General features: G+C 69.8%; 17 protein-coding genes. 9 read left to right on the forward strand and 8 right to left on the reverse strand.

Translation table 11 applies throughout. From position 1 onward, the window contains the following. Nucleotides 1–535 precede the first annotated feature (535 nt). On the forward strand, nt 536–1,837 hold the full coding sequence (locus ACH4OA_RS28005; RefSeq protein WP_397971782.1) for a DNA-methyltransferase: 1,302 nt from the start codon (nt 536–538) through the stop codon (nt 1,835–1,837). Between the two features lie 3 nt (nt 1,838–1,840). Here ACH4OA_RS28005 and ACH4OA_RS28010 read toward each other — a convergent pair whose 3' ends face one another. From ACH4OA_RS28010 to ACH4OA_RS28020, 3 genes are read right to left on the reverse strand one after another with little or no spacing between them, the layout of a single operon-like run. Beyond that, a complete protein-coding gene (locus ACH4OA_RS28010; protein ID WP_397971785.1) occupies nt 1,841–3,169 on the reverse strand; it encodes an McrC family protein in 1,329 nt (442 codons plus the stop codon). 21 nt (nt 3,170–3,190) lie between these two features. Beyond that, entirely contained in the window at nt 3,191–4,159 is a 969-nt protein-coding gene (locus tag ACH4OA_RS28015) for an McrB family protein (RefSeq protein WP_397971788.1), read from the reverse strand. 12 nt (nt 4,160–4,171) lie between these two features. After that, nucleotides 4,172–4,819, reverse strand: a complete 648-nt coding sequence (locus tag ACH4OA_RS28020) for a hypothetical protein (protein WP_397971790.1) — start codon at nt 4,817–4,819, stop codon at nt 4,172–4,174. 380 nt (nt 4,820–5,199) lie between these two features. Between ACH4OA_RS28020 and ACH4OA_RS28025 the strand changes: the two genes are divergently transcribed. After that, the gene (locus tag ACH4OA_RS28025; RefSeq protein WP_397971793.1) at nt 5,200–5,865 is read left to right on the forward strand and encodes a hypothetical protein; all 666 of its coding nucleotides are present in this window, start codon (nt 5,200–5,202) and stop codon (nt 5,863–5,865) included. Between the two features lie 309 nt (nt 5,866–6,174). Here ACH4OA_RS28025 and ACH4OA_RS28030 read toward each other — a convergent pair whose 3' ends face one another. The 3 genes from ACH4OA_RS28030 to ACH4OA_RS28040 all read right to left on the reverse strand — a co-directional run bounded on the left by ACH4OA_RS28030 (nt 6,175) and on the right by ACH4OA_RS28040 (nt 9,082). After that, nucleotides 6,175–7,032: an MBL fold metallo-hydrolase gene (locus tag ACH4OA_RS28030; RefSeq protein ID WP_397971795.1), complete on the reverse strand. Its 858-nt coding sequence runs from the start codon at nt 7,030–7,032 to the stop codon at nt 6,175–6,177. Nucleotides 7,033–7,229: 197 nt separating this feature from the next. Beyond that, nucleotides 7,230–8,582, reverse strand: a complete 1,353-nt coding sequence (locus ACH4OA_RS28035; protein ID WP_397971798.1) for an MFS transporter — start codon at nt 8,580–8,582, stop codon at nt 7,230–7,232. A gap of 140 nt (nt 8,583–8,722) precedes the next feature. Next, entirely contained in the window at nt 8,723–9,082 is a 360-nt protein-coding gene (locus tag ACH4OA_RS28040) for an ArsR/SmtB family transcription factor (protein ID WP_397940359.1), read from the reverse strand. Between the two features lie 187 nt (nt 9,083–9,269). Here ACH4OA_RS28040 and ACH4OA_RS28045 point away from each other — a divergent pair, with 187 nt between their 5' ends. Further along, nucleotides 9,270–10,646, forward strand: a complete 1,377-nt coding sequence (locus tag ACH4OA_RS28045) for an MFS transporter (RefSeq protein ID WP_397940157.1) — start codon at nt 9,270–9,272, stop codon at nt 10,644–10,646. Nucleotides 10,647–10,792: 146 nt separating this feature from the next. On the opposite strand, the gene ACH4OA_RS28050 is transcribed toward ACH4OA_RS28045, so the two are convergent. Continuing rightward, the gene (locus ACH4OA_RS28050; RefSeq protein ID WP_397940158.1) at nt 10,793–11,836 is read right to left on the reverse strand and encodes a Ku protein; all 1,044 of its coding nucleotides are present in this window, start codon (nt 11,834–11,836) and stop codon (nt 10,793–10,795) included. Between the two features lie 44 nt (nt 11,837–11,880). Between ACH4OA_RS28050 and ligD the strand changes: the two genes are divergently transcribed. Continuing rightward, entirely contained in the window at nt 11,881–12,768 is an 888-nt protein-coding gene (gene ligD, locus ACH4OA_RS28055) for a non-homologous end-joining DNA ligase (RefSeq protein WP_397971801.1), read from the forward strand. A gap of 183 nt (nt 12,769–12,951) precedes the next feature. Here ligD and ACH4OA_RS28060 read toward each other — a convergent pair whose 3' ends face one another. Further along, on the reverse strand, nt 12,952–13,749 hold the full coding sequence (locus ACH4OA_RS28060) for a nuclease-related domain-containing protein (protein WP_397940161.1): 798 nt from the start codon (nt 13,747–13,749) through the stop codon (nt 12,952–12,954). Between the two features lie 97 nt (nt 13,750–13,846). Here ACH4OA_RS28060 and ACH4OA_RS28065 point away from each other — a divergent pair, with 97 nt between their 5' ends. The 5 genes from ACH4OA_RS28065 to ACH4OA_RS28085 all read left to right on the forward strand — a co-directional run bounded on the left by ACH4OA_RS28065 (nt 13,847) and on the right by ACH4OA_RS28085 (nt 19,661). Continuing rightward, nucleotides 13,847–14,353: a dual specificity protein phosphatase family protein gene (locus ACH4OA_RS28065; protein WP_365879524.1), complete on the forward strand. Its 507-nt coding sequence runs from the start codon at nt 13,847–13,849 to the stop codon at nt 14,351–14,353. A gap of 183 nt (nt 14,354–14,536) precedes the next feature. Continuing rightward, the gene (locus tag ACH4OA_RS28070; RefSeq protein WP_397971803.1) at nt 14,537–15,316 is read left to right on the forward strand and encodes a hypothetical protein; all 780 of its coding nucleotides are present in this window, start codon (nt 14,537–14,539) and stop codon (nt 15,314–15,316) included. After that, a complete protein-coding gene (locus ACH4OA_RS28075; RefSeq protein ID WP_397940164.1) occupies nt 15,313–16,572 on the forward strand; it encodes an ATP-binding protein in 1,260 nt (419 codons plus the stop codon). Before ACH4OA_RS28070 ends, ACH4OA_RS28075 begins: the two co-directional genes overlap by 4 nt. Nucleotides 16,573–16,821: 249 nt before the next feature. Continuing rightward, nucleotides 16,822–18,183, forward strand: a complete 1,362-nt coding sequence (locus ACH4OA_RS28080) for an FtsW/RodA/SpoVE family cell cycle protein (RefSeq protein WP_365879530.1) — start codon at nt 16,822–16,824, stop codon at nt 18,181–18,183. A 20-nt stretch (nt 18,184–18,203) separates the two neighbouring features. Further along, on the forward strand, nt 18,204–19,661 hold the full coding sequence (locus tag ACH4OA_RS28085) for a peptidoglycan D,D-transpeptidase FtsI family protein (protein ID WP_397971881.1): 1,458 nt from the start codon (nt 18,204–18,206) through the stop codon (nt 19,659–19,661). Nucleotides 19,662–19,689 lie beyond the last annotated feature (28 nt).

Here is a 19,689-nt window from a genome sequence, read left to right on the forward strand (position 1 = left end):
CAAGCCACGTCGAACCGGCTGTCTGGATGGAAGGGTGCTCCGATGGAGCTAGCAACCATCCGGATTATAGCCAGTACGGGCCCCGCCCCAAATAGACACGGTTGCGGTCGGATAGGGGGCCGGCAACCAGGCCGTGAGGTTCAACAGCGCTCCTGAACCGCCAGCGCGGCGAGCGAGCCGGCACGAGAGCGGTTCCAATGCTCAGGACCTCGGCCTCATGCGAAGGGTTCCGCGTCCTTGATCGGCTTGACGGGGATGAGCTCAAGCCTGCCTCAGGCCAAGGGCGCCGCCCATCGTTACCAAACCCCACTGGCACGACACCACGCGACTACAGGTAACGCACCGCTCCAACAACTAGCTGGTAGACGCGCACTTGCGAGCTTTCGAGTGAGCTACGTCACCGATTCCGTGGGCAGCCTCCTGGCATCTTCTTCGCGCATCCGACGTCCTGGCTGCAGCACCGAACCCAACACGAGTGTCGCAGCTTGGTATCCTCTCCCGTCAGCGCTAGGCGTAACGAAGGAAGGGTGCCCACATGGCCTCGCAGGACACCTCCAGCCCGGAAGAGCAAGCCACGGCCAAGGTCGTCCTCCCCCGAGCCAGTCGCACTCCTAGCAGCGAGGCACTCTTTGAGATGAGTAGTTCTGCAGCGGAAACTCCTGCAGCTAGTACTGAATCTGAGTCGGTGCCTCCGCCGGAGGTCCCCGGAAAGCCTCAGCGAACCGTAATTTCAGGCGACGCCAGGAAAATCTCCCTGGAGGACAACACGGTCGATCTTGTCGTTACCTCTCCGCCGTACTGGCAGAAGCGTGACTACAAGGTAGCCGGTCAGATTGGCCAAGAAGCTAAGCCGTCTGAATACGTCGCGGCAATGATGGACTGCCTCACAGAATGGCGGCGCGTTCTGCGCCCAACTGGCTCGGTGTTCCTTAACGTCGGCGACACCTGGAAGAATCAGTCGCTCGCCGGCATCCCTGGTCGGATCGAAGCAGCGGCTACTGACGCCGGCTGGCTCGTCAGAAACCGAATCATTTGGGCTAAGACGCGAGGCATGCCGGACCCTGTACAGAACAGGCTTGCCAGCCGACACGAGTACATTATTCATCTCACTCCCCAGCGCTCGTATTACTACGACCTGTTCGAGTACGCACGTAAGTACGGTCGCGCGGGCAGCACGGCGAATCCTGGTGACATTTGGGATTTTCGCGACATCCCGATTGAACAGAATGACTGGCTCTGGGACGACGAGAGTCCGCTTAACAAGCTGGATTGGGATGTCGAAAACCCGGGGGACATCTGGGACATCGACCTCGAACGAAACATGGCTCGGCACCTAGCACCCTTTCCCAGCGAGATCGTTCAGCGCGCCGTGAGCCTGGCCTGTCCCCTTGCAGTCTGCTCAGAGTGCGGACGACCTCGCGAGCGACGTGTGGAGCGTACAGCGGATCTCGACCCCCGTCGTCCGCAAGCGCGGCGAGCTATGGAACTTGCCAGGGAGAAGAACCTGACGCCGGCGCATATCGCTGCTATCCAGGCGACGGGCATTTCGGATGCAGGGAAAGCGCTGCACGTCCAGACAGGTACTGGGCGTAACGCAAGACAAGTCCGCGAGCTCGCCGCGGAAGCGAAAGCAGCCCTCGGCGGCTACTTCCGAGAATTCACCTTTGCTCCGAAACGCACTGTCGGCTGGACCGACTGCGGTCATAACAGCTGGATTCGCGGCACGGTATTGGATCCCTTCATGGGCACCGGCACTACGCTAAATGCGGCCTATCGGTTGGGCCGGAACGTAGTCGGCGTGGACCTAAATCCAGCTTTGACACTTGAGTCTGAGTAGGACTCAGGAGCGAATTACCTCAGCCAGCGACTCCCCGAATTTTTGCTCCTCAGTGATTGGAGCTTCGGCGTCAAGATTGTACCGGTATTGAAACAAACTTACTTCCCCAACATCTCCCACCTTTAGCATCCCTGAGGTTTGTGCATTTCTTGCGGGGTGGACTAGCACAACCCGGTCCGTTGCGTAGCGCAGCGCATACGCCAATACCTGGTTGACTCCATCTCTATCGGAGTGTCGATCAACGGGCTTATTCTTCATGTCGAGGACGCAAGCCACATCCTCACCATTTGCGCCGAGAATCACGACATCCGGGGTCGCGGGAGGAGGGCCGGCATCGAGGAGGGGGAAGTTGGCTCCTACATCCCGATGCTGCGTGTATAGAGGACGCCGGCCATCGCCATTCCCGTCCAGTACTACCTCCTGCCAACCAGCCTCTGCCGCGTGTATCTCCAAGGCTCTGCGCACGTACCTCTCGAACAGATCGTTCATATCCATTGCGACTGACGGCAGCCTGACGCCAGACGACGACTTTTCGAGGAAGACTTTGCGCTGCATCAGGGCAGCCCGCGCAACATCCAGAGCGTCGCGATAGTAGGCCCGGTGGGGCGGCAGCGCGTGACGTCCCTCTACTGCTCCATCACGCAGAAAGTCCAGGTCGTGATCTAGGACCACGCCATCGAAGGCTTGATAAAGAAGGTTCACCTGGCGTTGAACCTTACGCGCTTTGACACCCAGGAGGTCTTGGCTTTGCTGGGAGATCCTCCAGAGCGCATATTTCAGGCATCGATTCAGGGCATTGTCGATCGTTCTTTCAAAGCGACTGATCCGTACCCTGTGCTCGACACCCCGGGCTTGTAGGCGCGAAGTCTCGTTGATCAGTAGGCGACCTGTCGGGAAGCTGGTCTCCTCGTAAACTTGGCGGTACTGGCGATGAAGACCCTCTTCGACCACAACCTTCACGTGCTGTATCAAGGCCGCAGCGTATAGGTCGAAAAGTGCCTCTTCCTTCTCATCTCCAGTGGCGTAAGTGCGGATCACCGAGAGAGGGAGGCGATCTACCCCCGATATTTCCGCCATGCGTGTTAGGTTCGAGATTGGCACACGAGGCTCAACAAAAATTGCTAGACGATCATTCAATGGGATAAGGCCGATATACCCCCTCGCTTGTAGTCCCAGGGTCCCACGCCGAAAAGTCACACCAAAGTAGTCTTTATTGCGAACCTCAGGATTCAGCAGCAAGGTTCCCGATTCGTCCATCAGGTCGCTGAGGGGTATATCGATCTTTCCCTGCTCGACGCACGAGATGATGCGCGGAGAAGTTACCTGGGACATCTACTCAGGTTCCGATTTCACTCATACGGCAGTGGCAGGAAGTGGGCCGGCTGCTTGGTTAGGTACAGCCTCACTCGCACGGAAAATACTTTCCCAGCGTCCCTTGATTTCGTCGAATTCCTGAGGGTACAGCTTGTAAGCCTTCTCCAAAAGGAACCGTAGCTGGTAATCCCACACGGCTCGCAGCGATTGTTCATCCTCGACGTGCCTGAAGTAGACGTGGCCAACCGCTGCGGCTGGGGTGGTTTGTGCCTTGCGGTTGACGAACTCGAAAAAGCGCACCAGGTTGCGAGCAAGCGGATCAGGAAGCCCAGCAATATCGATGAACTCCTCAAGTGCCTCCGTGCTTGGATCCATTGCGACTTGCGCAAACCTCCTGCCGAACGCCGCGTCAACCTCGTCCACACCACGATCGAGGGGATTCATGGTGGCTAGAATCAGAAGATTCTTTGGCACGCACATATCTTTGCCGGAGGCCAACTTAAAGGGCAATCCGCGTTTCGTCTTTTCGACATAAGTGAGCGCTTCACCGAAGATGCGAGCGGCGTCACCGCGACTGAGCTCATCAATAACGATCACGTATTTATTATCTGGATCCTTCGCCGCCTCCTCGCACATTTCAACGAAGTGGCCGTTGTGCGGCCTGAAACCCCCTCCATGCTCCTTAGGGATGAAGCCTTGCATGAAGTCTTCATACTGATATGAGGGATGGAATTGAACGTACCTTACGCGGGATTGATTGTCATCCGTGATCGCTGCAGCGACCTTGTTGGCCGCCCATGTCTTACCGGTTCCGGGGGGCCCAGAATAGATCACGCCGCCGAACCGCTCCAAGAGCCACAGCGCCTGTCCAACTAGCGGATGACTCATTGCCACGTTTGGCTCGTCCGGCCGGTTTGAGGCATGCCCGGACGCCGCCGCAGATGCACCGATGCCAAGCTCATTTGCGTTAAGCATACGAATCGGCTCAGAAGTCATGGTTACAGGCACAGGTAGCTCCTCTCAGAATTCCGAGCTGTAAGTAGTCACGAATTCAGCCGTCGGCGTCCGGATATCCTCGATGCTAAATATTGCGGCAGCATCACCAATCAGTTCCCCGGATCCACTTTGTCGAAAATTGAAGTGCTTGAGAAATAGACGACAGACGTCCATTTCGGCCGGAGGAGCCCCGTCGGACATGAATCCGTAGTTGCGCAACATAAACGCGCTTACTGCCAGCAAAGGAACGGGCTGGTCGAAGAGGAGATTGTGCAGCACCAGAACACCGCTCGACGTCTTGAGCCTGTAAGTGTTCTCTTCAGCGTTGACGTCAACCACCGTGAGGGGAACATCCCGCAGAGATTTCGGGGCCCAGCTACCGGCAAGGTTTGAATTCATCCAGTACCGTTCAGGCTTGCTTATCTCCTGAAAGAAAGGCCGATAGTACGGCCTATTGTCTGCCCCTCCAGGCATACTGAGGTAGCGGCCAAACTCCTTCCAGGAAGGCGCGACAGCCACCGGTGCGTCCTCGTCTGGCGTCAAGCCATGGAGGTACAGGTACGGACCAAAAAACGGATGGATGCGCCTGCTGGTCAGTGTGTCGATGGCCCACCGCACGACGTCCGTGCTCAGCACGTAAGGGTGAGCCACGGTCAGTTGCTCCTCAGTCACGACGATCACTCTAGGCTGGAGGGCGAGCCTCTGTGGACTATTTGTGGACAGAACTAGGGCCCCTCAGACCGCGACTTGCTCGTGAGCAGGGCGAACTGAGCGAACGCCAGCGGCCTCCGGAGCCGTATGCGCAGGTTTGGGTCCTGCCGGGGGCGTGCATGAGGTGCCCGAAGACCCCGGTGCCAGTGGATGCGCTGTGGTTGGGGTCTTCGTCTATGTGCGGGCCGGGGCTGCCGTGTGCCCAGGTCTGTGGACGAGTGTGGGTGGGATCTTGACGTGTTGCCCCAGGTGAGTCGTACTGTCCGTGACCTTCGCTTCCGTGTGACAGACCCCTCCGGCCAAGGGCCTGACGTGTCAGAGGTGTGCGCTTGGATGGCTGGGTGACCGTTCATGACGTTGCTCGACACCTGCCTGAGATAGCAGTCCTCCGTGAGCACTGCCGTCGCATGGCCGTCCTGGAGGCAGTCCTGAGCCCTGAGGGGGAGAGCCGCCGCCACTCCTTCGACGACCACTGGTCCGAAACCGAGTCGATGGCCTCGATGCGGAGCGGATCGGGTGACGAGTACTCGATTGTTTTCTCAACCGCCGGCGCCTACGTGCGGGGATTCGATCACGAATCGCCCATGAGCCCCTATACGGAGGACGGGCCATGGCCTGGAGTGCTCGACGCGGTTCCTGAGGTCTTCCGGCCGTATGTCGAGGAGCCGGCGTTCTCGGACGAGGACGGGATGCCCCTCGCCACTGCCTGTATGTGGCGGGAGACAGCCGACGACCGCTGGAAGGCAGGAGCGATCGACTTTCCCGATGCGGCGACGGAGGATCCGGACGGTGCCGGATACCTCTTCCAGCTCTTGGTGGACCGCTCCCCGGAAGCGTTTCAGCGATGGGCCGAGGATTACTACGAGGTCCCGGTCGACCTTGAGGCCGTTCGACACCTCTTCTCCTCCCGACCCCTGACCCAAGAAGTGGTCCGCGCGTTGAACCCGGACATCGCCCTGGGGGACCTCTCGGAGCTCATTGCGGAGATCGGCTATCCGACGGGCTGAGACGCCGGGCAACCATGAGGTCCCTGGAAGCGGTACCAGGGGGCTCAGAGGCGGGGAGGGATGCCTACCCCTACACGCGCAACATGTCGCGGACCCAACAGGGCGAGTGGTGCACTCACCCGGATGACACGGTCCTGATTTCCCCGGCACAGTGCGCGTACAGGCCCGGCTGGTGCCTTACGTGGCCGAGGACGACGTACGCCCCCCGCAGGGGTATGGACCCCGGATACTCGGCTCTCGTATGACGGGCCGTGCGGCGGTGCGCCCGCCGTGCCGCGAGCCTCGCTATGGGCCGACCGGTGCCGTCTGTCAGTGGACCACCGGTGCCGCCCCCCGTTCCGCCGACAGTTGGGCTCGGCTGCCGTGGGGGCAGTGGACTATTTTTTCGGTCAGGTCCAGGCGGTGGGCCTCTGTGAGGAAGTCGGACAAGGGGGAGCGCATCACCGTGTAGTCCTCGTAGTGCACGGGGAGGATGGCGCGGGGGGCGAGGCGGCGGGCCAGTTCGGCGCCCTGGGTGCCGTCCATGGTGACCAGGAAGCCGCCCGGGAGGCGGGTGCCGCCCAGGTGGAGGACGGCCAGGTCGGCGGCCGGGAAGCGGTGGGCGATCTCGTCCAGGCCGTCGTAGAGCAGGGTGTCGCCGGAGATGTAGAGCCGCAGCCGTGCCGGGCCGCCCACCGGGCCGAACTCGATCATGCTGCCCATCACCGGCGGCAGCAGTCCGCGCAGCACCGGCTGTCCGGCGTGCCGGCCGGGCAGCGCGGTGACCGTCGCCTGGGCCGCGCCCCGCTGGAGGGTGAACGCCCGCCAGGTCCGCAGTCCCGCCGTCCGCCGGAATCCGTGGAACACCCTCAGCCGGCGTGCCGCGTGCGGGGTGCTCAGGACCGGGATCGTGTGGTCCAGGGACCGGCGGGCCCTGCGGTCCCAGTGGTCGCCGTGCAGGTGGGACAGCACGATGCTGTCGATGCGGGGCAGGTCCCGGGGGTCCACGGCGGGTTCCGTCAGGCGGCGGCTGACCAGGCCGTATCCGAGGTGGGCGTACTCGCCGCGGTGCAGGAAGTTCGGGTCGGTGAGGAGGGTCAGCGGGCCGTACCTCATTAGCACGGTGGCGTTGCCGATGAAGTGCAGGTCGAGGGTGTCGTCCTCGGGGAGCGCGTCCGTGGAGGGCATGGCATCCGTCCTTCCGTCCGGTCCGGGGCCGGCGGCACTCGTCCCCCTGCGCTGCGGTTCGCCGGTTCGCCCCGTCCCGCCCGTTCGTCGGGCTCTCCCGCCACCGGGTGCAGGTGCGGGGGCCTCTGCGGCCTCTGCCCGGCTGGGTACCCCTCGGCCGCCGGGCCACTCCGGCCGCTCCGACCTCTCCGGGCGCGTCAGCGGCTGCCGTGGTCGGGGGCCGAGGTGGTCGAACCGGCCGGGTTCCCCGGAGCCTGCGTGCCGCGGTGTGGGGCCGGACCCTGAGGACCCGGAGCCGTGTGCGGGGCCGGGCCCTGAGCCGTGTGCGGGGCCGGGCCCTGAGCCGTGTGCGGGGCCGGGCCCTGAGCCGTTTCCGTGCCCGCCGTGCGCATCCGGCCGTAGGCGTAGACGCAGCCCGCCAGGGCCAGGTCGGACAGGAGCATGAAGCCGATGGAGTAGGAGGACTTGGCGCTGTAGACGGCGCCCATCACCAGGGGCGGGACGAAGCCGCCGAGGCCGCCCGTCGCGCCGACGATGCCGGTGACGCTGCCGACCTGGGGCTGCGGGGTGACCCGGGAGACCAGGGCGAAGACCGAGCCGCTGGCCGTGCCGAGGCCCGCCGCCATCAGCAGGAGGCAGACCGTGGCCGTCGGGGCGAGGACCGGGTCGAAGGACTGGACGGTCGCCAGCAGGGCGACCAGGCCCAGCGCCCACGCCGTGACGACCGCGGGGTGGACGCGGTCGGCGAGCCAGCCGCCGAGCGGGCGGAAGACCACCGTGACCAGGGCGAAGCCGGCCGCCCGGGTGCCGGCGTCGGTGGGGCTCAGGCCGTACCAGGTCTTCAGGTACGTGGGCAGGTAGACGCCGAACGCCACGATGCCGCCGAAGCCGATCGCGTAGAGGGCCGAGAGTTCCCAGGTGACGCGGAGGCGGGCGGCCTGGGTCAGACGGGTGGCCAGGCGGGTCGTCGGGACCGGGCGGCCGGGGCGGTCGTTGATCAGGAACGCGGCCAGGACGGCGTACGCGGCGAGGGCGATCGCGATGACCAGGAAGGGCAGGTTCCCGCCCCGGTGGTACAGGCGCGGGGTGAAGAAGCCGGACAGGGCCACCCCGCCCATGCCCATCCCGAACACGCCGAGGGCGGCACCCCGGTGGGCGGGCGGGAACCAGGAGTTGACCAGGGGCACGCCGATCGCGAACGTCGTCCCGCCGAGACCGAGGAAGAAGCCCACCACGAGCAGGGCGGCGTACGACGACTTCGCCGGGATGAGGAGCAGTACCGGGATGATCGTCAGGGCGCTGGTCAGCGGGAACATCAGCCGGGCGCCGTAGCGGTCGGTGAGCGCGCCGACCGGGACCCGGCCGAGCGAGCCGACCAGCACCGGGACCGCGACCAGCAGGGACTGGGCCGAGGCGCCCATGTGCAGGCGGTCGTCGAAGTCGGCGGCGAGCGGGGCGACGAGGTTCCAGGCCCAGAAGGTGAGGGTGAAGCCGGCGGTGGCCAGCGTCAGGTTGCGCCAGGCCGCCGCGGACGGTCTGTCACCGGTCATCGTCACACTCCCAGGAGGTCGGCCCCCGACTGCCCCTCCCCCGCGACGACTTCCATGGTCGGGGACAGGTGCGCCCTCCGCATCCCGAGCGAGGGCCGCCCCCGGTACCCCACGCTCAGCACCCCAGCCGGTACGCCGGTTCAGGTGCCGTCCGGCGGTGTCCACGCGGCCACCAGGTCCAGCAGGCCCGGGAAACGGGCGTTCAGGTCGGCGACCCGGACGTGGCTGCGGCGCTCCAGGCCGTACTGGCGCTGCCGGGTGACGCCCGCCTCGCGCAGGGCCCGGAAGTGATGGGTCAGCGAGGACTTGGGGCGGTCCAGGCCGAACCAGCCGCAGGTGTGGTCGAAGTCCTCCGACTCCAGCAGCAGTTTGCGCACGATCCGCAGTCTGAGCGGGTCGCTGAGCGCGCCCAGCACGGTCTCCAGCCGCAGGTCGGAGACGGCCGGTTCGGGCAGCGGGTCGGGCAGGCCGGGCGGCTCCGGCGGCTCGGTGACGGCCACGGCGGGCCGGCTCTCCTCGGTCCCGCGCCCGGTCGGTTCTCCGGTCACTGCGACTCCTTCCCCCGGGCTGCCGCTTCTCCGGCGGCTCCCGCTCCTTGTACGACTCCGATCGTACTGCATGCTAAGTTCGACTCCGCTCGTACAAGTACGACTCCAGTCGTACTGCCGCTCAGGGGAGGACTGTGTCATGACGGAGACCACGGCCGGCCTGCGGTCGCCGGCCTCGGCCCACGCCCGCGACGTGCCCGTGCGCTGGATCTGGCTCGCCGCCTGGCCGGTGACGGCGGTGTTCGTGCTGTCCAACGCGGCCACACCGCTGTATGTGCTGTGGCAGCGCGAGATGGGGTTCAGCAAGGGCACGCTGACCGTGGTGTTCGCCTGCTACATCGCGGGGCTGCTCGGTTCTCTCCTGGTGTCCGGGGCCGCCTCCGACCGGCTCGGCCGCAAGCCCGTGCTGCTGCCCGCGCTGGGGCTCGCCCTCGTGGCCTGCCTGGTCTTCGCGACCGCCGGTGGTGTGGCCGCGCTGGTCGTCGCCCGGCTGTGCACCGGGGTCGCGGTCGGGGCGGTGGTCTCGGCGGGCATGGCCGCGGTGACGGACGTGGCCGGGCCCGCCCGGCGCCGGCTCGCGGCGCTGGTCGCCTCCTCAGCGATGGTGTTCGGCGCGGGGCTGGGGCCGCTGCTCGCGGGCGTCCTGTCCCAGACGTTGCCCGGGCCCACGGTCACCGTGTTCGCGGTGGAGGCGGCCTTGCTGGGGACGGCGGTCGTGGCGGTGGTGCGGATGCCGGTACGGCGGGGAATCGGGGGCGGTGCGGGTGGCGGAGTCGGTGGCCGTGGCGGCGGCGGCAGTGAGGGCCGCGGTACGCGTGCGGATGGCCGTGCCGGTCACGGCGGTGGCGGTGCGGGCGGTCGTGCCGATGGTGGCGGTACGGGCGGCGGTGGTGGTGCGGGTAGTCGTGCGCATGGGTGGGTGCGGGTGCCCGGTGTGCCGCGTGGGGCCGGGTGGCCGCTCGCCCTGGGGATCGCCGTGTTCGCGCCGGGGATCACCGCGACGTCCTTCGTGCTGTCGCTCGGGCCCTCGCTGCTGTCCGGGCTGCTCGGCACGGGCAGCCGGATCGTCGCCGGGGCGCTGGCGTTCGTGATGTTCCTCGGGGCTACGGCGGTGCAGTTCGCGGTACGGCGACTGCGCCGGCGTACGGTCCTGGCCGCCGGGGCCGGTGCCACCGCCCTCGGCATGCTCGCGCTCGTCGTCGCCGTGCGCACCGGGTCGGTGCCGGTGCTGGCCGGGGCCGCGCTGCTGGCCGGGGCGGGGCAGGGCATGGGGCAGCTGGGCGGGCTGTCGCTGCTGAACTCCTCGGTGCCGGGCGGACGGCTGGCCGAGGCCAACGCGGCGCTGAACGTGGGCGGCTATCTGCCCGCCGGGCTCCTTCCCGTCGGCGCCGGGTACGTGAGCGACGCGGTGGGACTGACGGCGGGGGCGACGGTGTTCGGCACGGCGCTGGCCGTGCTGGCGGTGGGCGGGGGCGCGCTGGTGCTGGGGCGGCGCGGCCGGGCGGCCCTCGGGTGACGGCGGGCGGGACGGGGCGAGACCGACGGCCGGCGGGCGGGACCGGGCGGCCCTCGGGCGACGGAGGGCAGGACCGGGCGGCACCCCACTGACGGCAGGCAGGACCGGGCGGCACCCGGTTCAGGGGAGGCCGGGGCCGGCCGGGGTCAGGCCGACTTCTTGCGCGATGCCGTCTTCTTCGCGGCGGTCTTCTTCGTGGCCGTGCTCTTCGCCGTACTCTTCGCCGTGCTCTTCGCCGGGGGCTTCTCGCCCGCGGCCGTCGGCCTCTCCGCCGTCTTGGACGTCGACTTCCGCGCCGGTGCCGTCTTCTTGGCCGCGGTCTTCGCCGACTTCTTGGCGCCCGTCTCCTTCGGTGCGCTCCGGCCCTGGCGCAGATGGGTGACCTCGGCCTCCTCGCCGGAGGTCCCGCGGGACTCCCGCGCCGCCCGCACGCTGTTCTCCAGCGCCGCCATCAGGTCCAGCACCTTGCCGCCGGCGGCGGGCTCCGGCGACTCCGGCGGGACCTCGCCGGAGGCCTTGGCGGCGACGACCTCCTCCAGCGCCTCCCGGTACTCGTCGTGCAGGTCCTCCAGGTCGACCTCGCCGAGCGTGTCCATCAGCGCGTCCGCGAGGTCCAGCTCCTTGTCCCGGATGGTGACGTCCGTGTCCGGCGCGACACCCTCCGGGGCGCGGACCTCGTCCGGCCACAACAGGCCGTGCATCGCGATGGCGTCGCCGACCACGCGCAGCATGCCGAGGCGCTCCCGGCCGCGCAGCGCGTACTTGGCGATGGCGACCCGGTTGCTGCGCTTGAGGGCCTCGCGCAGCAGGGTGTACGGCTTGGCGGCGGGGGCCCCGCCGGCCGCGAGGTAGTACGCCGCGCTCATCTGGAGGGGGTCGATGCGGTCGGCCGGCACGAAGGCCACGATGTCGATGGTGCGAGTGGTCGGGATGGGCAGGTGGGAGAGGTCCTCGTCGGTGATCGGGATGATCGTGCCGTCGGCGTCCTCGTACCCCTTGCCGATCTCGGCCTGGCTGACCTCGCGGTCCTCCAGTTCGCACACCTTGCGGTAGCGGATGCGGCCGTTGTCCTCGGTGTGGATCTGGCGGAAGGAGATCGCGTGGCTCTCCGTGGCGTTCACCAGCTTGATCGGGATGCTGACCAGGCCGAAGGAGATGGCGCCGTTCCAAATCGATCGCACGTGCCGCACCCTTCCGTCGCCGCTTTTTCCGGTTCATCTGGAATTGTCATCTTATGACGCCTATCACAGAGGTGGAGGGGCGCCGGGTCGCGCTCAGCAACCTGGAGAAGGTGCTGTATCCGGAGACCGGCTTCACCAAAGCGGAGCTGCTGCACTACTACGCGACCGCCGCCACGGCCCTGCTGCCGCATCTGCGCGGCTGGGCGGTGTCCTTCCTGCGCTACCCGGACGGTCCGGAAGGACAGCTGTTCTTCACCAAGAACGTGCCGCCGGGTACGCCCGAGTGGGTCACGACCGCCGAGGTGCCCCGGTCGTCGGCGGACAGCCCGGCCCGGATGGTGGTGGTGCAGGACCTGCCGAGCCTGGTGTGGGCGGCGAACCTGGTCACCGAGTTCCACACCCACCAGTGGCTGGTGCGGACACCGCAGGAGGCGGACCGGCTGGTCTTCGACCTGGACCCGGGGCCGCCCGCGCACATCGTGCACTGCTGCGAGGTCGCGCTGTGGCTGCGTGAGCGGCTCGCGGTGGACGGGATCGAGGCGTACCCGAAGACCGCCGGGTCGAAGGGGCTGCACCTGCTGGCGGCGGTGCGGGGAGGTACGTCGGAACAGGCGTCCGAGTACGCGAAGGCGCTGGCGGTGGAGGCCGAGCGGGCGATGCCCCGGCTGGTGGTGCACCGGATGACGAAGAGCCTCAGGCCGGGGAAGGTCTTCGTCGACTGGAGCCAGAACGCGGCCCGCAAGACCACGGCCGCGCCGTACACCGTGCGCGCCCGCCGCACCCCGCTGGTCTCCGCGCCGGTGACCTGGGAGGAGGTCGCCGACTGCCGCAGCCCGGCGCAGCTCGAGTTCCAGGCCGGCGACATGGCGCCGCGTCTGACCGACCACGGCGATCTGCTGGCACCGCTGCTGGACCGGAGGTCGGCCACGAGGTTGCCGTGAGGGCGGGGCGGGGCGGGGGCGGTCCGGGCGGGCCCCGGCCATCAGGCCCGCCACCACCCCCGGACCCAGGGCCCCAGCCATCAGGCCCCGCCACCGGGCCCTGGGCCCCAGTCGCCGGGCCCCAGCCATCAGGTCCCGCCGCCGGCCCCCGGGCCCCAGCCACCGGACCCCGGCCCCGGCCCCCTACACCCTCCCCCAAGTCCTCCGGTCCCGGGCCATTCCGTGCAGGGCCTCCACGTCCGCCGGTTTGAGTACGCCGCCCAGTCGGGCCAAGTCCGCCAGTTGCGGATGGCGCAGGATGCGCAGCGTGCGCGGGCGGGACGTCACGGTGACCTCGGCCGGGGCGACCAGGGCGAGCAGCGGGCGGACCTCGGCGGTCAGGGCGTAGGAGGCGCGGTCGGCGGCGGAGCGCAGCCGGCGCAGCAGCGGCTCGGCCGCGCGGCGGCCCAGGGTGACCATCGGGTCGGCCACCAGGACCCTGGTCCTGCGGGCGTACAGGGCGTGGACGGCGAACAGGCCGCCGGGGCCGATCACCAGGTGGTGGATGCGGTCGCCGCCGGGGAGCGGGACGGAGTGCAGGGTGTGCCAGCCGGCGCCGTCGAGGCCGTCCAGGGCCTGGCCCACGGTCTGCTCGGCGGTCAGGGCGTGCCGGCGCGGGTCGGGGCGCAGCCGGTGGGCGGGGGCGCGGTCGAGGGCGACGAGCAGGGCCTCGCCGGGGCGGTTGGGGGCGAGGTCGTCGTCCGGGTGCAGGGTCAGCCGGGCGAGTTCGGCCGGGGTCGGGACCGGGGGCGGCCCCACCGTCACGGAGCCGGTGAGGAAGGGCCGCAGGGCGTCCAGCACCTCGTCCCTGCGGTCCTCGCCGAGCAGGCTGACCCGGCCCGCCTCACGGTCGTACCAGGCGACGCTGCTCCCGTCCTCACGGCAGACGTACAGCCGCTCACCGCCGTGCCGGAAGGCCGGCACCACGCGCAGTCCGCTCATGCCATCACCCCTCGACCATGGGAACAGGCGGGGTGCTCCCGGGGCAAGACCGGTTACCGTGGAGGCGGTCCCGAGCGGGGGAGTTGGGGAGGCGCCGTTGCGTACCCTCGGAATGCAGCCCGACGTACCGGTTCCGGAGAGCCCGTGGGACGAGGTCGTGCCCGGTCTGTGGATGGGCGGCCACGAGTTCCGCAGCCGTTCGGGACGGCTGGAGATCGCCGTCGTCGGTGACGAGTTCGACGTGGTGCAGAGCATGCTGCGGCTGCCCGGGTACGGGCCGGACCCGGGCGTGGAGCACCACGTGTGGCCGATCCCGGACGGACCGCTGGACGGGACGCAGCTGGCGGGCGTGATCCGGCTGGCGCGGGCGGTGAACGAGGCGCTGGACGCCGGCCGCCGGGTGCTCGTGCGCTGCTACCACGGGTACAACCGGTCGGGGCTGGTCATCGCGCACGCCCTGGTGCAGCGGGGTGACACGGCCGACCAGGCGATCCAGCTGATCCGGGCCCGCCGTTCGGCGTGGGCGCTGCACAACGAGCTGTTCGTGGACTATCTGCGGACGGGGCTGGCGACCGTGCGGCTGCTGGAGGAACTCGCCGAGTGAGCCCCGGCTCGCGACGCGGCGACGCGACGGCCCGGCGACGCGACGAGCCGGCGCGACGGCCCGGCGACGCGACGAGCCGGCGACGCGAAGAACCACCGGAGCGAAGAGCCATCGCGGAGCAGCACGCCGAAGCAGTACAAAGTAGACGTCCGTCAGAATGCAGACGTCCGTCAGAATGTAGGGATGCCAGACCGTCGTCCCGCGCGCACCGCTCTCCTCCTGGCCGTCGTCGCCCTGCTGTCGGTGACGGCGACGGCCTGCGGGGACACCGGCGCGCTGCACGGCGCCGGGCCCACCGCGACCGCCGTCGGCCCGGTCCGGCTGTGGCCGGACCTTAGGCCGGCGTCCAGCCCGGCCTATCCGTACGACGTGGCGACCCGGCGCACGGTCAAGGGCGTCACGGTGCCCGGTGACGACATCCGGAGGGCGGATCCGGTGGACGTGGTGGCGGCGGAGCTGGCGGCGCGCCCCGACGAGTACGGGTCCAAGGGCGCGTACCACGCCACCGTGGACCGGATGAAGGAGTGCCGGCCGGGCGGCGACCGGGCCCGGTGTCCGCTGCTGAAGCCGTACTACCGGGACCTCACCGGGGACGGCCGGGCGGATCTGACGCTCGGCTTCCGGCTGTACCCGACCAACCAGACGGCGGTACGGGTCTACACCGTCGAGCGGCACCGGCTGGTGCAGGTGCTGGCCGACAACGACGCGATCACCGGGGTGGAACTGGCCGGACGGGCGCTGATCGAGCGCTCCCCCGCCGACATCTCCGGTTACGAGTACCGCACCACCTGGGTGTGGGACCCGGGCCAGCGCGCGATGGTGTTCTCCCGCGACGAGTACCTGCACGTCGGCGACGGCCGGCACGGCAGGACACCGTCCCCGTCGGCCCGGCCCTCCGCCTCGCCCTCCGCCCCACCCCCGTCCTCCGCCTCGTCGTCCGCCGGTCTCCCGGGTGCGCGATGAGGTTCGCGCTGCCTTCCTGGGCCGGGGCCCTCGCCGTCAAGGCCGCCGCGTTCATCACGGTGATGTGCTGTGCGCTGGCCGCGCTGCTCGGCGTCCTCGTCCATGTCTCGGTGACCAACCAGACGGTCGGCCAGGCCCGTGACCTGGCGCTGTCCCGGCTGGCGGACGCCACCGGGGCGTACGAGGCCGGGGACACGCTCCGGCAGGGCGCCGGGGTGGACCCCGCGGGGCTGCCCGCGCCGCTGCGCGCGCTGGCGGTGGCCGGGCAGCGCGGCACGATGGTCGCCACCTACCGGGGGCGGCCGACCATGTGGGCGGCGGGCCCGGTGACCGGGCACCGGGCGCTGGCCGTGGAGGTCGACTACTCGCAGCAGGCCCGCACCATCGCCGGTCTCGACCAGTCGATCCTGTGGTCGTCGGTGCTCGCGATCGGGGCCACCGTGCTGGTCGGCGTGTTCGCGGTGACCCGGGTGACCCGGCGGCTGCACGGCACGGCGCGGGTGGCGCGCAGGATCAGCGCCGGCGATCTGGACGCCCGGGTGAACGACCCGCGGACGAGGGACCCGTCCCGCCCGCAGGACGAGGTCGCCGCGGTGGCCGGCGCGCTGGACACGATGGCCTCCTCCTTGCAGGGCAAGCTGCTGAGCGAGCAGCGGTTCACCGCGGACGTGGCGCACGAGCTGCGCACCCCGCTCACCGGGCTGCACGCGGCGGCCGAGCTGCTGCCGCCGGGGCGGCCGACGGAGCTGGTGCGGGACCGGGTGGCGGCGCTGCGCACGCTCACCGAGGACCTGCTGGAGATCTCCCGGCTGGACACCGGGCGGGAGCGGCTGGAGGTCGGCACCGAGGAGCTGGGAGCGCTGGCCGCGCGGGTGGTACGGGCCTCGGGCACCGACACCGAGGTGCGGGTCCTGCGGGACGCCCGGGTGGAGACGGACCGGCGGCGGCTGGAGCGGGTGCTGGGGAATCTGGTGGCCAACGCGCACCGGCACGGGGCGCCTCCGGTGGTGCTGGCCGTGGACGGGCCGGTGGTGACGGTGCGGGACCACGGCGGCGGGTATCCGGAGTACCTGGTCGCGCACGGGCCGCAGCGGTTCCGCACGGAGGGCGGGGCGACGGGGCACGGGCTCGGACTGACCATCGCGGCGGGACAGGCGGAGGTGCTGGGCGCCGCGCTGGAGTTCGCCAACGCGGCGGACGGGGGCGCGATCGCCACATTGCGGCTGCCGGCGACCCCGCCCGGCCCGGAACCCTAGACCCCGCGCACACCCACCGACGAGCGCGACCGATCCACGAACCCACGCGCCACACGCACCCGCCGACGGCCGGGGCCCATCCGGGAACCCAGGCGCCACGCGCACCCACCGACCGGCGGGACAAATCCGCGAAGCCACGCGCCACGTAGGCGGGCCGTCGTGGCTGGTCGTGCCCCCGCGGCCGAAGCCGTAGGGCGATAAGGCCCCGCGCTCCCCGCACGAGGCGCCCCATTTCGGTAGGTTCCGGGCATGACGAAGGCCGGAACCACCGTGGCGGCGGCCCCCGCTCCGCCGCGTGCCGCACGCCTCCCCCGGCGCCGGGGCGTCGAACTCTCCTTGCTCGTGCTCGCCGTCCTGCTGTCCGTGTACGGCTACTGCGCGGTGGGGCTGGCCCGGGCCGGCACCGTCCCGCCCGGCGCCGTCGGCTACGGCGCCGGGCTCGGTGTGCTCGCCCTGTTCGCGCATGTCGCGGTGCGCATCCGGGCGCCGTACGCCGATCCGCTGCCGCTGCCGATCGGGGTGCTGCTCAACGGGCTCGGGCTGGTGCTGATCTACCGGCTGGACCTGGAGACGCCGGGCGACCAGGCGGCCCCGACCCAACTGGTGTGGTCCACGCTCGGGGTGGGGTTGTTCATCGCGGTCGTGCTGGTGCTGCGCGACCACCGGGTGCTCCAGCGGTACGCGTACGTGTGCGTGGTGGCCGCCCTGGTCCTGCTGGCGGCGCCGATCCTGTTCCCGGCGGTCAACGGCGCCCGGATCTGGATCCGGCTCGCCGGGTTCTCCATCCAGCCCGGGGAGTTCGCGAAGGTGCTGCTCGCGGTGTTCTTCGCCGCCTATCTGGCCGCCAACCGCAGCGCGCTGGCCTACACCGGCCGCCGGCTGTGGCGGCTGCAGTTCCCGACCGGGCGGGTGCTGGGGCCGATCCTGACGATCTGGCTGGTGAGCGTGGGCGTCCTGGTGCTGGAGCGGGACCTCGGCACCTCGCTGCTGTTCTTCGGCCTGTTCGTGGTGCTGCTCTACGTCGCCACCGGGCGCACCGGCTGGATCGCGGTCGGGCTGCTGCTGGCCGTGCTCGGCGCCGTAGCAGTCGGACGTCTCGAACCGCATGTGGGCGGGCGGATCGAGGACTGGCTGCACCCGTTCGCCACCATCGAGGCCGGGCGGGGCCCCAACCAGCTCTCCCAGTCGCTGTTCGCCTTCGCCGCCGGCGGGATCCTCGGCACCGGGCTCGGGCTCGGCCACTCCATCCTGATCGGTTTCGCCGCGAAGTCGGACTTCATCCTGGCGACGGCCGGGGAGGAGCTGGGGCTCGCGGGTCTGGCGGCGATCGTGCTGCTGTACGCGCTGCTGGTGGAGCGCGGCTACCGGGCGGGCCTCGCGCTGCGCGAGCCGTTCGGCCGGCTCCTCGCGGTCGGGCTGGCCTCGATCGTGGCGTTGCAGGTGTTCGTGATCGCGGGCGGGGTCACCGGGCTGATCCCGCTGACCGGCATGGCGATGCCGTTCCTCGCCCAGGGCGGCTCCTCGGTGGTCACCAACTGGGCGATCGTGGCGCTGCTGGTCCGGGTGAGCGACTCCGCGCGCAGCCAGTACGACGGCCGGGAGGCCCCGTGACCGGGTACGGCGGGCGGCCGATGGGGCGGTACATCCGGCACGCCTGCGTGTTCTGCGCCCTGCTGCTGGCGGCCCTGCTCGCCAACGCCACCCGGGTGCAGGTCGTGCAGTCCGGCGAGTACACCGGCAACCCGGCCAACCGCCGTGCCGCCATCGCCCGTTACCAGCAGCCGCGCGGGAACATCCTGGTGGGCGGCCGGCCGGTCACCGGGTCGGTGGACACCGGCGAGCAGCTGCGCTACGAACGCTCCTACGCCGACGGCCCGCTGTACGCGCCGGTCACCGGTTTCTCCTCGCAGACCTACGGCACCACGCTGCTGGAGCACACCGAGGACGCGGTGCTGTCCGGGAGCGATCCGATGCTCGCGCCGCTGCCGCTGTGGAACGACGTGACACGCGCCCTGAACCCCGGCGGTGACGTCGTCACGACGCTGGACCGGCGGGCGCAGGAGGCCGCGTACCGGGGGCTGGCCGGGCGCAAGGGCGCGGTGGCCGCGGTGGAGCCGGCCACGGGCCGCGTCCTGGCGCTGGTGACCAGCCCGTCGTACGACCCGGCGGAGCTGTCCGGAAACAACGAGGCGGTGGCGTCGGCGTGGGCCCGGCTCAACAGCGATCCGGAGAAGCCGATGCTCAACCGGGCGGTGCGGCAGACCTATCCGCCGGGCTCGACGTTCAAGGTGGTCACCGCGGCGGCGGCGCTGGACGCGGGCCTGGTCACGGACCTGGACGAGCGGACCGACTCCCCGGACCCCTACCGGCTGCCCGGCACCGCCACGCGGCTGACCAACGAGGGCGACGGCTGCGCGGACGCCTCGGTGCGGGACGCCTTCGAGTGGTCCTGCAACACGGTCTTCGCCAAGCTGGGCGTGGACGTGGGCGTGCGGGACATGGCGACCACGGCGCAGGCGTTCGGGTTCAACGACACGAGCCTGCGCATCCCCTTCTCCGTGGCGCCCAGCACCTTCGACACCCGGGTGGACCGGGCGCAGCTCGCGCTGTCCTCGATCGGGCAGTACAACACGCGGGCCACGCCGTTGCAGATGGCGATGGTCACGGCGGCGGTCGCCAACGGCGGTCTGCTGCGGCCGCCGTACCTGGTGGAGCGGACCACGCGGCACGGCGGCGAGCCGTTCGCCGGGGGCGGGGCCCGGCCGGGCCGGCAGGTGATGCGGCCGGCCACCGCGGCCCGGCTGGCGGAGCTGATGGCCGGGGTGGTCCGGGAGGGCACCGGCACCAACGCGGCCATCCCGGGCGCGCTGGTCGGCGGCAAGACCGGCACGGCCCAGCACGGCGTCGGCAACACCGGGGTGCCGTACGCCTGGTTCGTGTCCTGGGCGCGGACCGAGGACGCGCCGGAACCGCGGGTGGCGGTCGCGGTGGTGGTGGAGGACGCGTCGGCGGACCGGGGCGAGATCAGCGGCGCCGGGAACGCGGCGCCGATCGCGCGGGAGGTGATGCGGGCCGTGCTCGGCCGGTGAGCGCCGGGGCCTGTCGTTCCGGGCCGAA

This window comes from Streptomyces sp. NPDC017095 (genome assembly GCF_044332325.1).
In the GTDB taxonomy this organism is placed as follows: domain Bacteria; phylum Actinomycetota; class Actinomycetes; order Streptomycetales; family Streptomycetaceae; genus Streptomyces.

What these genes read in the sequence shown, in the direction of transcription:
- ACH4OA_RS28070 (WP_397971803.1), top strand. Translation starts at nt 14,537, where the DNA reads ATGCCAGACCGTCGTCCCGCGCGCACCGCTCTCCTCCTGGCCGTCGTC.
- ACH4OA_RS28010 (WP_397971785.1), bottom strand. Translation starts at nt 3,169, where the DNA reads ATGTCCCAGGTAACTTCTCCGCGCATCATCTCGTGCGTCGAGCAGGGA.
- ACH4OA_RS28035 (WP_397971798.1), bottom strand. Translation starts at nt 8,582, where the DNA reads ATGACCGGTGACAGACCGTCCGCGGCGGCCTGGCGCAACCTGACGCTG.
- ACH4OA_RS28045 (WP_397940157.1), top strand. Translation starts at nt 9,270, where the DNA reads ATGACGGAGACCACGGCCGGCCTGCGGTCGCCGGCCTCGGCCCACGCC.
- ACH4OA_RS28060 (WP_397940161.1), bottom strand. Translation starts at nt 13,749, where the DNA reads ATGAGCGGACTGCGCGTGGTGCCGGCCTTCCGGCACGGCGGTGAGCGG.
- ACH4OA_RS28030 (WP_397971795.1), bottom strand. Translation starts at nt 7,032, where the DNA reads ATGCCCTCCACGGACGCGCTCCCCGAGGACGACACCCTCGACCTGCAC.
- ACH4OA_RS28075 (WP_397940164.1), top strand. Translation starts at nt 15,313, where the DNA reads ATGAGGTTCGCGCTGCCTTCCTGGGCCGGGGCCCTCGCCGTCAAGGCC.
- ACH4OA_RS28080 (WP_365879530.1), top strand. Translation starts at nt 16,822, where the DNA reads ATGACGAAGGCCGGAACCACCGTGGCGGCGGCCCCCGCTCCGCCGCGT.
- ACH4OA_RS28085 (WP_397971881.1), top strand. Translation starts at nt 18,204, where the DNA reads ATGGGGCGGTACATCCGGCACGCCTGCGTGTTCTGCGCCCTGCTGCTG.
- ACH4OA_RS28005 (WP_397971782.1), top strand. Translation starts at nt 536, where the DNA reads ATGGCCTCGCAGGACACCTCCAGCCCGGAAGAGCAAGCCACGGCCAAG.
- ligD (WP_397971801.1), top strand. Translation starts at nt 11,881, where the DNA reads ATGACGCCTATCACAGAGGTGGAGGGGCGCCGGGTCGCGCTCAGCAAC.